We start from the raw sequence: 13,798 nt of genomic DNA, 5'->3' as shown, positions 1-13,798 counted from the left end.
ACCCGGGGACCCGGGGACCCGGGGGTCGGTGTACGGCACCGCCTTGTTCTGGATGGAGACGCACTATGCGCCCTTCGCTGCGCTGACCGAGGTCCTGCGTACCGGGCGCACCGCGTCGGACCTGGTCAACGGGATGCCGTTCGTCGAGTTCCTGCAGGCCCACCCCGAGCACGTGCCGGCGTTGGCCGCTGCCATGGCCGACGTGACCCACGGGGCGCAGTCGGAGGTGCTGGAGGGCTACCGGCTCCCGCCCGGCACGGTCGTCGACGTCGGTGGCGCCGACGGGTCGGTGTTGGCTGCGTTGGTCGCTGACGAACCCGACCGGCGCGGGTGGCTGCTCGATCTCCCGCCTGTCGCCGCGACCGCGCACGATCAGCTCGCGAGGGCAGGCCTGGCCGACCGGATCGAGGTGCTGGGCGGCGACTTCTTCGAGTCGGTGCCGTCGGCGCAGGTGTACCTGCTATCGACCGTGCTCCACGATTGGACCGACGAGGACGCACTCCGCATCCTCGGCCGGATCCGGGCGGCTGCGGCTCCCGGTGCGCGTCTGGTGGTGGCTGAGGTCGTCCTGCCGGACGGAGACGAGCCCCATCTGGGCAAGATCTCCGATCTCACCATGCTCGCGATGGTGGGCGGGCGGGAACGCACCCGCTCGGACTTCGCCGGGTTGCTCGCCCGGTCGGGATTCGTGCTGGACGGTGTTGCGCGGTCGAGCGTGTCGGGGTATTCGGTCCTCGAGGCGACCGTGCGGGAGGTCTGAGTCCGCAGGACGGCTGAGCACCCGCGAACGCCGTCTCCTGCAGCGTCGTGCCGTTCTCCCCGGACAGCAGGCCGACGACCTCGTCGCCGCGGGCGTCGAGCCGGTCGGCGGTCTCCGACGGCGCGGCGGTGCCATCCGTCATCTCCGTGCCGTCTCCGCCCCGGTGAGCCCGGCGGACAGCGCGACGATCGGATGCGCCGCGTCGTGTCCGCGCTCGTCCAGGCGGGCGAGCAGGCCGAGCGCGGTGTCGGCGCGACCGGCCGCCAGCGCGGCCATCCCGCGGTTCCACTCGGCCGCGGCGCTGACCGCACGATCGCGACGCGGCCCGGCGAGGCGCAGGGTGCGGGTGGCCAGCCGGTCCACGCCGGCGTGGTCACCGCGGACGGCGGCGAGCCACCCGAGACAGTTGCGGCACTCCGAGGCGATGTGCTCGGCGCCGATCCGCTCGGCAGCGGAGAGCCCCTCGGCCGCAGCGTCCCGGGCGGCGTCCCACCGCCCCGCGGCGATGTCGAGTCGCGCGCTGCGGGCAAGCGCAGCGGCGAGCGAGGTGCGGTCGGCGTGCCTGCGGTGAATCCGATCTGACGTTCTTCGAGTACATGGTGCTGTCGGTGCTGTCGGAGGAGCCCGGGCGCACCCTGCAGATGAGCGAGCTGGCCGCGCGGACCGCGGCGTCGCTGTCGGCGGCCGACCTGCTCGGGTTCGCCGCCCGGCTCCCCCCTGGCTGCCGCCCGGTCGCCGTCGTCCGCAGCGGGGGCGCCCGGCGTGGTCGCCTCCCGTCCGTCGGTGGGTCCTGCTCGTCGGGCACGTCCCGCCACGGTGGCCCGAGCGTCGGGACCCATCGTGGGCCCGCCCGCCGCCCCGCGGACGTCCGTGTCGAGCGGCCGCGGCGCGGGGTGGCCGAGTACGGTGCGCCGGTGCGTGGGAGCCGGGCGGTGGTGGCCCTTGTCGGGACGGTGCTGGCCGGGATCCTGCTGGCCGCGACGGTCGGCTGCACCGCGCCGCCGTCACCCGTCCCGCGGCCGTCGACCGCGCCGGACGCACCGGCGCCGCTCCGGTCGCCGCTGACCGGGTTGCCCTCCGAGCCGGGCGCACAGGTGTTCGCCGTGAAGATCGACAACACCGCGAAGGCCCGTCCGTGGGACGGTGTCGAGGCCGCCGACGTCGTCTACGTCGAGCCGGTCGAGGGTGGTCTCACCCGGCTGCTCGCGGTGTTCGCCTCGCGACTGCCGAGGTCGGTCGGGCCGGTGCGCAGTGCCCGGGAGACCGACATCGGCCTCCTCGGTGCCTACGGCATGCCCGCTCTCGTCTTCTCCGGTGCCGCCCCGCCGGTCCTGGAGCAGCTCGTGCCCGCGCCGATGGTCCCGATCGCGCCCCGCGACGTCCCGGGCGCGTTCCGGCGCGACGACCGCCGGCCGGCACCGCTGAACCTCTACGTTGATCTGGCGGCCCTGCGTGGATCGGTTCCGCAGGCGGGGCCGGCCCGCGACATCGGTCTGCGCTTCGGGCCGGCGCCTGCCGGGGGCGCCCCGGTCCCGGAGCGCACCGTGCGGGTGGGCTCGACCGCGGTCACCGTCACGTGGAGCGCGCAGGACGCCGCGTGGACGGTCGCGACCGGCGGTGAGACCGCCGTCGCCGGTCCCGACCGGCGGCCGGTGCTGGCGGACACGGTGCTCGTGCAGCGGGTCGGTGTCGGGGAGTCCACGGTTCGTGACGGCGCCGGCTCGGTGTCCCCGATCGCGGTCACCGTCGGTACGGGTGACGCCGAGGTCCTGCGCGAGGGACGCTCCTTCCCCGTGCGGTGGTCCCGCCCCGCTGCAGCCGCCCCGACCCGCCTGACCGGGCCCGACGGCCGTGAGGTCCCGCTGAGACCGGGTCGTACCTGGGTGCTGCTCGTAGCGCGCTGACGCGTCGGCGGCGGCACTCGGTGTCCCGCCTCATCGTTCCTCGCCGAGGCCGTCCCCCTCCGCCACCCCGTCGGAGGCGACGCGCAGTGCTGAGGCGGCGGACCCGGTGGCGGGTGGACCGTGGCCGAACCCGGCGACCACCGGGTCCGGCGCGGCGAGCTCGCGGAGCGCCGCCGCCGTCCGCGCCCGGTCGACGTGGAACAGCCCGAACGCGACGCCCCCGTCGTCCGTGCCGCGGGCCAGGTCCCCGGTCAACACCGCACGCCGGGCGGCCATCCAGACCGCGACGCTCCCCTCGGTGTGCCCGCCGACGAGCCGGGCGACGGCGCCACCGCCGGGCCCCAGGCGGTCCCGGTCGTGCAGGTCCCGCGCCGCCGCGATGCGGGGCGCGTCCATCACCGTCCCGGCCGCACGGGCGATCGCCTCGTGCACGGGCCGCTCGTCCTCGGTCAGGTCGGGCGGAGTCCCGCGGGACTCGCCGCGCAGCACGGCGGCGTCGGCGGCGCCGGCGAGCACCTCGGCCCCGGTCAACGTGGCCAGGGCCGCCGCGGCTCCGCTGTGGTCGGAATGCCAGTGGGTCAGCACGATGCGGGCGATGTCCTGCGGTCGTCCACCGAGCCGGGCGAGGGCGTCGAGCACCACGTCCTCCTCGCCGGGCAGCCCCGGGTCCAGCACCACGACACCGTCCGGGTCGCGCCACAGGTAGGCGTTGGCGGCCCCGGTCGGTACCCACCACAGGTCGGCGGCCAGCGGTACCGGCGCCCCCTGGCGCGGCAGGGTCACCGTCGTCCCCCCCTCGTCGTGGCCGGTGGGACCGCAGACGGTCCCCGGCCATCCGGTGGGCACCTCTGCCGCGGGTGCCGGTGCGGCGTGCACGCCGGAGACGACCGGGATCCCGATCGTCTCCGGCGTGCCCGGCGTCGGTCCCGCCGTGGTCGGGGTGGCGGTCACCGGGTGCGCGCGACCGGCTGGGCCGGGTAGTCGGGCAGCTCGAAGGCCTCGATGGGTGCCGGGGTCTCGCGGCCGAACATCCCGGCGATCCGCCGGGCCGGCCGGCTCGCCCCCACCCGAGCCATCGCCCGCAGCCCGCGGATCCCGCGAGCGGTGCGGGGGTTGGCGAGCTCGACGGGTGGCCGGTTGTCCTGAACCTCGCGCACCAGCGGTCGCAGGATCCGTTCGTAGCGCGTCAGCGCGGCGCGGTGGTCGGTGTCGCCGGCGAGCTCACCGGCCAGCACCTCGGCGCCGATCAGCGCGAGGCTGGTGCTGCCGCCCCCGATCGGCGACGCGCAGAAGGCGCTGTCGCCGAGCAGGGCCACGCGTCCGCTGCTCCACCGGGCGGCGACGCCCTGCCCGACGGCGTCGAAGTAGAGGGGCGCATCGTCGATCGCGTCGAGGATGCGCGGGGTGATCCACCCGGCGTCGGCGAAGGTCGCGCGCAGCACCGCGACCTGGTCGGCGCGTCGCAGCGAGTCCAGGCCGCGCACGTCGGAGAGGAAGGTCAACAGGGCCCTGGAGGTGCCGAGGTTGTCCGGGCGCAGGTGCACGCCGCGCGCGCCGGGGACGTGGTGCCAGTTCCACCAGCCGTCGTCGGCCGGGTCCCGCGGGATCGTCAGGTAGGCCATGTACATGCCGAGCTCGCGGACGTTGACGCCGGGGAAGACCAGGTCACGGGTGCGCGAGCGCAGCCCCTCCGCGATGACGACGAGGTCGGCGTCGACGGTCGAGCCGTCGGACAGGGTGGCCGTCACCCGGTCGCCGCGGTCGTCGAGTCCGGTGATCTGCGTGTCGAAGCGGTAGTCGGTGCTCCCGCGGGTGTGCTCGTAGAGGACCCGGGACAGCTCGCCGCGCAGGATCTCCAGCTCGGCGGTGGGTCCGTCGAGCCGGGAGGTCGTGTCGACGGGGAACGACGCGACGGCACGGCCGTCGTCGTCGACGAAGCGCAGGCCGCGCTCGTGCGTCCCGGCCGCCCGGATGTCGTCCTCGACGCCCATCCGCCGCGCGACCTCGCGGCCCGCGCCGCGGACGTCGATGTTGTGGCCCTCGTCCCGCAGGCGGGGGGCCCGCTCGACGACGGTGGTGTCCCAGCCGGTCGCGGCGAGGCGGTGGGCGAGTGCGGGGCCGGCGACGCTGGCGCCGGAGATGAGAGCGTGACGGGTCACGAGGTCCTCCTGGTGTGGTCGGTGGTACCGGTCCGGTGGGCCGGTTCGGGTTCGAGCTCGGGGCTGATGTCGCGGGCGGTGCGGATCCCGCGGGGGGCGAAGACCGCGCAGAGCAGGGCGGCGGCGAAGGCGAGCGCCGCGGCGGCGGTCGCCCCGGCCTGGAAGCCGGCCAGGAACGCCTGGCGGGCGGCGTCGAGGACACCGTCAGCGGCGGGGCCGAGGTCACCGGCCGCCCCGGCGGCCGAGGTGATCCCGCTGCCCACCTGCTCGGCCGACGGCGGTGGCAGGCCGGCGAGGGTGGGCGCGACGCGGCTCTGGTAGACCGCGAGCAGGACCGCGCCGACGAGCGCGACACCGACGGCGCCGCCGATGTCCCGCCCGACGTTGTTGACGGCCGACGCCACGCCGAGGCGTGCGGGTGGCAGACCGCTCACGACCAGGGTCGATGCGGGTGTGCTGCTGAGCGCGAACCCGACGCCGAGCAGCGCCAGCCCGGCCGCGAACGGCCAGAACGCGCTCAGCCCGGCGCTCGCCGCCAGCGCCAGGAAGGCGACGCCCACCAGGGTCGCCCCGACCGAGCCGAGCAGACGCACCCCGAACCGTCGCACGAGCCACGGCACGAACACCGCACCCGACACGACGCCCGCCTCGGTGACGAGGAAGGTCAGCGCCGTCTCCAGGGGGGTCAGGCCGCGCACGTTCTGCAGGTACTGCACCCCGATGAAGGTGTAGGCGGAGAAGGCGCCGGTGATCAGGAGCAACAGCACCGTGCCGACCGGCAGGGCCCGGCCGGTGAACAGGCGCACCGGCAGCATCGGCGACGACGTGCGCAGCTCCCACAGCACGAACCCGACGATGCCGACCAGGCCGACGAGCAGCGGTACCAGCACCGCCGGAGCGGTGGCCGGGCCCTGGCCGGCCTGCCCGATGCCCAGTACCAGGGCGCCGATCCCGATCAGGATCAGGAGCCCGCCGAGCGGATCCGACGTGGCGGCGGCGTCGCGTCTCTCGGGCAGGGTCAGGCGCAGCGGCACCACCAGGAGCAGCGCCGCGGCGCCGAGGACGATCGGCATGACACGCCAGGAGACCTCCGTCGTCAGCTGTCCGCTGGCGAGGCCGGCGACGGAGGCGGAGACGCTCACGGTGGTGGCCCACACCGCGACCGCCCGTGCTCGCTGTTCACGCGGGAAGGCCGCCACGAGCACGGCCAGGGTCACCGGCAGGACGACGGCGGAGGCGAGCCCGACCAGTGCACGCAGGGCGATCACGAGCTCCGGCTGCGACACCGACGCCGTCGCCACCTCGGCCAGCCCGAACAGCAGCAGGCCGGCCATCAGGAACCGACGCCGTCCCCACCGGTCGGCCGCGGCACCGGCGGGAAGCAGGACCGCGGCCGACACGACGGAGCCGACCGTGCTGATCCAGGTGGTCTCGGCCTGGCTCGCCCCGATGTCCCCGGCCAGCTCCGGCAACGCGATCCCGAGCGACGGCGACGATGCGCTGACCACGACCAACGCCGCCCCCACGGCCGCCACGACGGGCAGCGGGGCGCCACGGGTGATGGGCCGTAGACTCCGGGGACGTACTCTGATGGGCACGATCTTACGATAACAATAATATTCGTTCGTCGTAGTGTGGGAGGAGCGACGTGGAGGAACCTCCGTCCTGGCTCGCCGAGCTGAGCTCGCCGATGATCTCGCTGCGCGAGATGAGCGAGGCGCAGGCGGCGCTGGCGGCACGACAGGCCCGCCGCATGAACATGAACACCTCGGACATGAGGGCACTCCGGCTGCTCGACATGCACGGCTCGCTCGGCCTGACCGACCTCGCGCGCCATCTCGACCTGCGCCCGGCCTCGGTCACCAGCCTGATCGACCGGCTCGAGTCCGCGGGGCTCATCGAGCGCGTGCGCGAGGGCGACGACCGCCGCCGGATCTCCGTGCGGGCCCTCCCGGCTGCGCAGCGCCTGAGCTACGGCGTGTGGGAACCCGTCCTGCGCGCCATGGACGAACTCAGTCACACGATGTCCGAGCGGGACCGGCAGGTCGTCTGTTCCTACCTCGACCGGGTCGCCGCGGTCATGCGAGCCGCTTCGGACTGAGGTGCGTGCGCGGGGGCGCCCGCGCCGGCCGGGAGCGTCCGATCGACGCCGGTGCCGGTCACGGCAGGGGACTGTGGGCGGTCTCGCGCATCCGCAGGACCACGACGAGGGCCAGCAGCGCGCAGAACAGCGAGATAAACCCGGCCGACCAGTTCAGCCCGGTGCCCGCGATGAGGGCGGTCGCGAGGACCGGGGCGAGCCCACCGAACAGGGTGTTGGAGATGTTCCAGCCCAGCGACATGGCCGAGTACCGGACGTCGGTGGGGAACAGCTCGGCGAGTGCGGCGGGGCCGGGACCCGCGATGCCGGCGAGCAGCGCGGCGACGACGAGCTGGCTCGCATAGACCAGCGGCAGCGATCCGGTCGACAGGGCCATCATGAGCGGCACCGAGCCGACGACGAATCCGCCCACCGCGGTCAGCAGCACCGGGCGGCGCCCGAACCGGTCCGAGAGCCGGCCGAAGACCGGCACGAGCAGGACGAACACCACGATGCACAGCAGGTTCGACAGCTGTGCCGGTGCGCGCTCGACACCGGCGACCTGCTGCAGGAACGTGGGGATGTAGGTGAGGAACAGGTAGTAGCCGATCGACCAGATCCCGACGAATCCGATGGCGGTCGCGGTGGCGGCCTTGGACCGGCGGGCGACCCCGCGCAGCGGGTTCTCCATCACCTCGTCGTTCTCGCGCAGGGCGGTGAACTCGGGGGTCTCGGGGACGCTGCGGCGGATCCACAGCGCGGCCAGGCCGGTCACGGCGCCGAGGAGGAACGGCAGGCGCCAGGCCCAGTCCAGGATCTGCTGCTCGGTGAAGGCCAGCGAGAGCGCGATGCTGACGAGACTCGCGAGCAGGAAGCCCAGACCGGAGCTGACCTGCTGGAAGCTCCCGAGCAGGCCGCGGCGTCCGGTCGGCGCGTGCTCCACGATGAAGGTGGCCGAGCCCGCGGTCTCGCCGGCGGTCGACGCGCCCTGCAGCAGCCGCAGGACGACGAGCATCAGCGGTGCCGCGATGCCGACGGTGGCGTAGGTCGGGAGCAGCCCGATGAGAACGGTGCAGACGGTCATCAGCATGATCGACAGGATCAGCGTGCGCCGCCGGCCGACCCGGTCACCCATGTAGCCGAACACCAGCGCGCCGATCGGTCGCGCGGCGAAACCGACGGCGAAGACGCCGAAGGTCAGGAGCAGGCCGGTCGCGCCGTCGCCGGGGAAGAACAACTGGGCCATCACGGTCGCGGAGAAGGCGTAGATGACCGCGTCGTACTGCTCGAGCAGGTTGCCGACGGCTCCTGCGAGGGTGGCCCGCCCGGCGGCGGGCCGGGAGTCGGGGGCGACGGGGGTGGCCTGTGCATCGGAGAGGGACATGGTCGTTCCTCGTCTCTAGAGGGTCGGGAAGGCGGGGCGTACGGTGGCCGAGCAGGGCGCCCCGGCGCTCATCGCCGCGGCCGCGTCGGCGAGGACCGGGCCGCACCGTTCGATGTCGGCGCCGACGAGCGGTCCGGACAGCGAGTGGACGCCGAGTGTCGCGACCGGTTCGGCCCCGCCGTGCCACACGGGGACGCTGATCTGGCGGATCGGGCGGGCCGCGGTGAGCTCCTCGTCGGCGACCTCGTAGGTCCGCGCCAGCGCCGCGATGGCGACGCGTACCTGGTCGGTGAGTGCGGGGGTGTGCGGGCCCCGGGTGTAGGCCTCGATCAGCCGGTCCGCCGCGGCCTGGGCCGGGTCGGCCACGGCCACCGACCAGCCGCGTTCGCGGACCCGGGTCAGCGCGGCCGCCGCCCGGTCCCGGTCGTGGCGGCCCGGCGCCACCGGCAGCCGGCTCAGCCAGTCGTCGAGGCCGGCGCCGTGCGCGGCGAACAGCGCGCCGTAGGGCGGGACGAAGGGGAAGCGTCGTCCGACCACGGACGCGGTCGTGCTGTGGTCGGACCCGGCGCTGGCGACCAGGCTCATCCGGTCCTCGTCGCGGGCGAGCACGACGACCTCGCGGTCGAGCCGCTGAGCCGCCGTCTCCAGGTGGTGACGGCGGTCCTCGACGGTCGCGCGGGCACGGGCCAGGTCGTCGTCGGCCTGATCGCCGTCGGACGGGGGCAGGATCGACGAGCGGGGCGCGAAGCTGCCGTAGCCGCCTCGGAAGAACTGCAGCGGCAGCCCCGGGTTGGCGGCCTCGAGCTCGATCACGCGCCCGACGACCAGGTCGTGGTCCCCGAGCCGGTGGACCTGGTCGGTGACGCAGTCGATCCACGCCACGCATTCGCTGATCACCGGCGACCCGCCGACCGACGGCAGCCAGTCCACGGTGCGGAACCGGTAGTCGTCGCGCTCGGAGAACACCCGGCACAGCTCGCCCTGGTGGGCTCCGAGGATGTTGACGCAGAACCTCGGCCGGTCACGGAGCCGGGCATAGCTCCACGAGCTCCGGGCTGCGAGGAAGCCGACCAGCGGCGGGTCCAGCGAGATGGAGGTGAACGAACCCACCACCATGCCGATCGGGCGACCGGTCTCGTCCATCGAGGTGACGACCGCGACGCCGGTCGGATAGTGACCGAGCACCTCCCGATGGCGGCGGGCGTCGGCCGACGGGCCGGGTCCGTCGCTCATCGCCACACCTCGCCGTAGAGGCGCAGCCAGTTCCCGCCGACGATCTTCGCGACCTCGGTGGCGGAGTAGCCTCGCCCGGCGAGCCCCTCGGCGACGCGGGGCATGTGCGCGGCGTTCCCCAGCCCGGCCAGCGACGGGTCCGGGCGGGGGACCTGGGGCTCGGCGCCGGGGATCTTGCCGTGCAGGGCACGCAGGTAGTGCCAGTAGGCCATGTCCTGGCCCTCGCAGAAGTCGGTCGCGATACCCACGTGGTCGACACCGGCCAGCTCGACCATGTTCTCGATCGCGTCCAGGAAGTCGTCCACGGTGGAGTCGAACCCGTGCGGGAGGAACCGGGGGAAGGCGTTCGCCCCGATCACACCGCCGCCGTCGACGACGGCCCGGATGAGGTCGTCGGGCTTGTTGCGGGGGGTGTCGTGGAACGCCCGCCGGTTCGCATGGGTGATCGCGACCGGGGCGGTGGAGTGCGCCACGGCCTCCATCGAGCTGCGGTCGCCGACGTGCGAGAGGTCGATCAGGATGCCCAGGTCGTTGAGCTTGCGCACGGCCTGCATCCCGTAGCCGGACAGCCCGTCGTCGACCCGCTCGTAGCAGCCGTTGGCGACCAGGTTGCGGATGTTGTAGGCGAGCTGTGCGATGCGCACCCCGAGCGCGGCGAACACCTCCAGCCGCTCGAAGTCGTTCTCGATCGGGGCGAGGTTCTGCCAGCCGAGGATGATGCCGGCCCGGCCGGAGCGCTGGGCCTCTGCGATGTCGGCGACGGAGCGGACCTGCAGGATCTCGGTCTCGCGCTCGCGGAAGCGCCGTAGCCACCGGCCGATCTCGTCGGCGGCATCGGTGTAGCCCTCCCAGATCGCGACGGTGGCGTTGGTGGCGGTGACACCGCCCTTGACGAGGTTGGCGTAGACCTGCGGGTCGTCCCAGTTGCTGGGGTTGCACCCGTCGACGACGACCGGCGTGCTCATGCCGTCACCTCGACCGCGCCGGACAGGACGTGCGGGAGCACGTCGCGGCCGAGCCGTTCGACCTGCTCCCGGTTCTGCGCGTGCGAGGCCGGGATGTGGAGGTTGACCAGCAGGTGGCGCAGGCCCGGCAGCTCGCGCTGCAGCCCGTCGAGCCGCTCGAGGAACTGCTCGGCGGTGCCGGCGAACCAGGCTCCGGAGTCGAGCACCTGCTCGAAGCTCATGTGCCGGGCGCCGTCGGGGACGGGCAGTCCGCGTGCCCGGTGCAGGGCCACGAGCTCGTCGTTGAAGGGGTTGACGCCCAGGGGCGCGCCGAACTTGCTGTACTCGTCGTAGATCGGGCGCAGCTCGCGACGGGCCTGATCCTCGGAGTCGGCGAGGTAGGCGCGGAAGCCGACGGCGAGGTTCTCGCCGAGCTCCAGCTCGCGCCCGGCCGCTGCGTTCGCCTGCTGGTAGATGGTGGCGAACTTGCCGGTGAACGAGCTCGGCATCCCGGCGATCATGCCCTTGATGCCGTGGCGGGCCATGAACTCGACGCCCTGCGGGTTGCCGCTGGTCGTCGGCTGCCAGATCTCGACGGGGTGGTCCGGGCGCGGTACCAGCGTGAGGTCGGTGACCGGCAGCCCGCGGTGCACCGCGCCGGCCGGGGGCAGCTCGTAGAACCGGCCCTTGTGATTCCAGCGCTCCTCACCGAACGCCGTGATCAGCAGCTCGACCTGCTCCTGGAACAGCGCGCGACGGTCGTCGTCGTCCAGGCCAGCCGTCATCGGGTTCATCCCGACGAGCTCGCGCTCGTGGTAGCCGCGCCCGACACCGAAACGCAGCCGGCCGCCGGTCAGGTGGTCGACGACGGCGAAGTCCTCCGCGAGCCGGATCGGGTTCCACGTCGGGAGGATGTTGAAGCCGCAGCCGAACCGGATCCGCTCGGTGTGCTGGGCGAGCCACAGGCTCAGCAGCGGGATGTTCGGGATGACCTCGAAACCCTCGTGCTGGTAGTGGTGCTCGGCCATCCAGAAGGTGGTGAAGCCCTGCGCCTCACCGAGCCGGGCCAGCGTCCGCGCCTCGTCGAAGGCGGAGAACATCCGCGCGCTGTCGTAGCGGCGTTCCGACGGCAGCGGGCCGTCGAAGCCGATGTCGTCTCCGTCGATCACGTTGCCGACGTAGAGCAGGCCGAAGTCGTCGATCATCTGTACTCCTGGGGGTCGGGGCCGGTCGGTCAGCCGGCGAGGAAGTCGGACAGCGCCGCGGAGAACTCGTCCGGGCGCTCCAGGTGCGGGAAGTGCCCGGCGCCGCGCAGCTCGACGAGGCGACCGTCGCGGACGGTCTCCGCCAGCGCGCGCATGGAGGCGGGGGGAGTGCGGGTGTCGTACTCCGCGGCGAGCACCAGCGTCGGCACCTCGACGGCGGCGAGCTCCGCGGTGAGGCGGGTCTGGTAGAGGACGCCCATGAGCTGGAAGAACGCGTACTCGCCCAGGTCGACGAATGCGTCGACCAGCGCGCGGCGCTCGGCGGGGGGCGGGCTCACGTGCAGCATGCCGTCGACGACGGCACCGGCCAGTCCGGCCATGCCGTGGCTCGCGAGGAGCCGCCGCATGCCGGCCATCCGCTCGTGGGCGACCTCCGGCGCGAGCGCGACGAAGGTGTCGGCCAGCACGAGACGGCGCACCCGGTCCGGGCGCGCGGCCGCCAGGCCGACGGCCTCGGTCCCGCCCATCGACAGCCCGCAGACGTCCACCGGTCCGAGATCGAGGTGGTCGAGTGCCGCGACGACGTCGTCCACCAGCTCGGTGAACCGCGACACCGGACGGTACGGTGACCGACCGTGACCACGACGGTCCACGGCGACGACACGACGCCCCTGCCCGACGAGCGCGGCGATCTGGTGTGCCCAGGTTTCCGCCGCGAGCCCGAGACCGTTGAGCAGCAGTACGGGGTCGCCGGTCACCGGACCGCGGTCCACGCCGGCCACGTGGCCGACGACGAACCGGTCGGCCGCCGTTGTTCGACTGAAAGTGCTGGTCACTGCTTCCTCCGTGCCCGTCGCTGTGATGTGTGACGAGTGAAGGGCACGGGCGGGACGAGACCAATGGTCTATATGGCGATTCCGGGCGATATACAGTGTCACTCTGGCGAAGAACTGTCGGCGTCAAGGCTGTGAGCTGCGACGGCGCGCCGGGCTGGCGGTGCCATCCGGGCATCGGTTTCATCAGGCCGTTACGTGAGAGGTGACGATGGACCCACCGTCGCTGCAGTCGTTGCTGGCTCGGGAGCCGCTGGGTCTGCGCCTGCTGACACCGGACTCCGTCGGGTTCCCGCGGTTACGGTGGGTCGCCTTCACGGAGCTCGCCGATCCGACCCCCTATCTCCAGGGAGGGGAGCTCGTCCTCACCTCCGGCAAGGTGCTGCCCGCGTCGGGACCGGAGCTGTCGGACTACGTGCTGCGCCTGACCCGCCGCCGGGTCGCGGGGCTCGGTTTCGGTGTCGACCGGGTGCACGCGGGCGTCCCCGCCGACCTCGTCGCCCAGGCCGCTGCGGTCGGCCTCCCCGTGCTCGAGGTCCCGTCCCGCACCCCCTTCGCCATGATCAGCCGTGAGGTGACGGAGCTGGTCGCCGCCGCCGAGCGGGACGCCGTGGAGAAGCCACTGCGCATGCACCGCCGTCTGCTCGCGGCGGCCGAGCGGCGGGATGCCACGACGGCCGTCGCCGACGAGCTGGCCGCGCTGGTCGGCGGGCACGTGGTCCTGCTCGGACCGCAGGGCGAGATCGTGCACCGCACGGGCGGCGCATCGGACGGGCTGGTTGCCACCATCGGGTCCGAGGTCCGGGATCTGCGACCTCGCGGGTACGGGGCGTCGGCCGCCCTGAACTGGGGTTCGGCGTCCGTCACGATCCAGCCCCTTGGCCGCCGCAGCCGACCCGGCGGGCACATCGGGGTCGTGATCGGACACGACGAGCCCGACCACGGGCGGTCCGCGGTGCTGGTCGCGGTGACGCTGCTGACGCTGATCACCGAGCAGGAGATCGGCCGCCGGGACCAGCGCCGCCGGGTCCGCCGCCAGGTCGCCGACCTCGTGCTCGCCGAGGACCTCGCCGCGGCCCGGGCGGTCGCCGCCACCGAGAAGCTCCTGACCGGTACGCCCGCCGCCCCGGTACCCGGCCGGGTGCGAGCGCTCGTCATGGCCGACGCCCCGCGAGCTCCGCACGACGTCGCCGAGCACGACCTCGAGACCGGCTACGTGACCGAGCTCGACGGGAACCTGGTGGCCGTGCTGCCGGTGGAGGTCGTCGACGGCGTCCTGGCGGGGTTGACCGATCA

Annotated in this window: 12 protein-coding genes and 1 pseudogene; 4 read left to right on the top strand and 9 right to left on the bottom strand. The window is 73.6% G+C overall.

All coding sequences use genetic code 11. From position 1 onward, the window contains the following. Window positions 1-28: 28 nt before the first annotated feature. Window positions 29-760, top strand: coding sequence for a methyltransferase (locus XF36_RS13845; RefSeq protein WP_060712310.1), 732 nt, complete (start codon window positions 29-31; stop codon window positions 758-760). Window positions 761-898: 138 nt separating this feature from the next. Here XF36_RS13845 and XF36_RS33275 read toward each other — a convergent pair whose 3' ends face one another. After that, window positions 899-1,123, bottom strand: a complete 225-nt coding sequence (locus XF36_RS33275; protein WP_060712309.1) for a hypothetical protein — start codon at window positions 1,121-1,123, stop codon at window positions 899-901. Window positions 1,124-1,368: 245 nt separating this feature from the next. Here XF36_RS33275 and XF36_RS33270 point away from each other — a divergent pair, with 245 nt between their 5' ends. After that, entirely contained in the window at window positions 1,369-2,664 is a 1,296-nt protein-coding gene (locus XF36_RS33270; RefSeq protein WP_202968529.1) for a DUF3048 domain-containing protein, read from the top strand. Between the two features lie 30 nt (window positions 2,665-2,694). Here the strand turns inward: XF36_RS33270 and XF36_RS13830 are convergent, their stop codons facing one another. The 3 genes from XF36_RS13830 to XF36_RS13820 are packed head-to-tail and all read right to left on the bottom strand — an operon-like array spanning window position 2,695 to window position 6,358. Then, window positions 2,695-3,615, bottom strand: a complete 921-nt coding sequence (locus tag XF36_RS13830) for an MBL fold metallo-hydrolase (RefSeq protein WP_060712307.1) — start codon at window positions 3,613-3,615, stop codon at window positions 2,695-2,697. Beyond that, on the bottom strand, window positions 3,612-4,823 hold the full coding sequence (locus tag XF36_RS13825; RefSeq protein ID WP_060712306.1) for an FAD-dependent monooxygenase: 1,212 nt from the start codon (window positions 4,821-4,823) through the stop codon (window positions 3,612-3,614). Before XF36_RS13825 ends, XF36_RS13830 begins: the two co-directional genes overlap by 4 nt. Next, window positions 4,820-6,358: an MFS transporter gene (locus XF36_RS13820; protein ID WP_060712305.1), complete on the bottom strand. Its 1,539-nt coding sequence runs from the start codon at window positions 6,356-6,358 to the stop codon at window positions 4,820-4,822. Before XF36_RS13820 ends, XF36_RS13825 begins: the two co-directional genes overlap by 4 nt. 113 nt (window positions 6,359-6,471) lie before the next feature. On the opposite strand from XF36_RS13820, the gene XF36_RS13815 reads away from it, so the two are divergent. Next, window positions 6,472-6,924 carry a MarR family winged helix-turn-helix transcriptional regulator gene (locus XF36_RS13815; RefSeq protein WP_060712304.1) on the top strand — a complete coding sequence of 151 codons (453 nt, stop codon included), beginning with the start codon at window positions 6,472-6,474 and terminating at the stop codon, window positions 6,922-6,924. Between the two features lie 58 nt (window positions 6,925-6,982). On the opposite strand, the gene XF36_RS13810 is transcribed toward XF36_RS13815, so the two are convergent. From XF36_RS13810 to XF36_RS13790, 5 genes are read right to left on the bottom strand one after another with little or no spacing between them, the layout of a single operon-like run. After that, the gene (locus tag XF36_RS13810) at window positions 6,983-8,287 is read right to left on the bottom strand and encodes an MFS transporter (RefSeq protein WP_064485427.1); all 1,305 of its coding nucleotides are present in this window, start codon (window positions 8,285-8,287) and stop codon (window positions 6,983-6,985) included. Between the two features lie 15 nt (window positions 8,288-8,302). Then, window positions 8,303-9,520, bottom strand: a complete 1,218-nt coding sequence (locus XF36_RS13805) for a flavin reductase family protein (RefSeq protein ID WP_064485602.1) — start codon at window positions 9,518-9,520, stop codon at window positions 8,303-8,305. Continuing rightward, the gene (locus XF36_RS13800; RefSeq protein ID WP_060712302.1) at window positions 9,517-10,485 is read right to left on the bottom strand and encodes a dipeptidase; all 969 of its coding nucleotides are present in this window, start codon (window positions 10,483-10,485) and stop codon (window positions 9,517-9,519) included. The genes XF36_RS13805 and XF36_RS13800 overlap by 4 nt, the downstream gene beginning before the upstream one ends. Beyond that, window positions 10,482-11,669 carry an LLM class flavin-dependent oxidoreductase gene (locus XF36_RS13795; RefSeq protein ID WP_060712301.1) on the bottom strand — a complete coding sequence of 396 codons (1,188 nt, stop codon included), beginning with the start codon at window positions 11,667-11,669 and terminating at the stop codon, window positions 10,482-10,484. The genes XF36_RS13800 and XF36_RS13795 overlap by 4 nt, the downstream gene beginning before the upstream one ends. 29 nt (window positions 11,670-11,698) lie before the next feature. Beyond that, window positions 11,699-12,505 (bottom strand): alpha/beta fold hydrolase, encoded by an 807-nt coding sequence (locus XF36_RS13790; RefSeq protein ID WP_168169513.1) that lies wholly within the window; start codon window positions 12,503-12,505, stop codon window positions 11,699-11,701. Window positions 12,506-12,713: 208 nt separating this feature from the next. Here XF36_RS13790 and XF36_RS35600 point away from each other — a divergent pair. After that, window positions 12,714-13,028 (top strand): annotated as a pseudogene (locus tag XF36_RS35600) (PucR family transcriptional regulator ligand-binding domain-containing protein); the annotation flags it as partial. Between the last annotated feature and the right edge of the window lie 770 nt (window positions 13,029-13,798).

The organism is Pseudonocardia sp. HH130629-09, from assembly GCF_001294645.1.
Lineage (GTDB): Bacteria > Actinomycetota > Actinomycetes > Mycobacteriales > Pseudonocardiaceae > Pseudonocardia.
The sequence above is the reverse complement of the archived record's forward strand: the minus strand, read 5'-3'. Positions and strand labels throughout refer to the sequence as shown.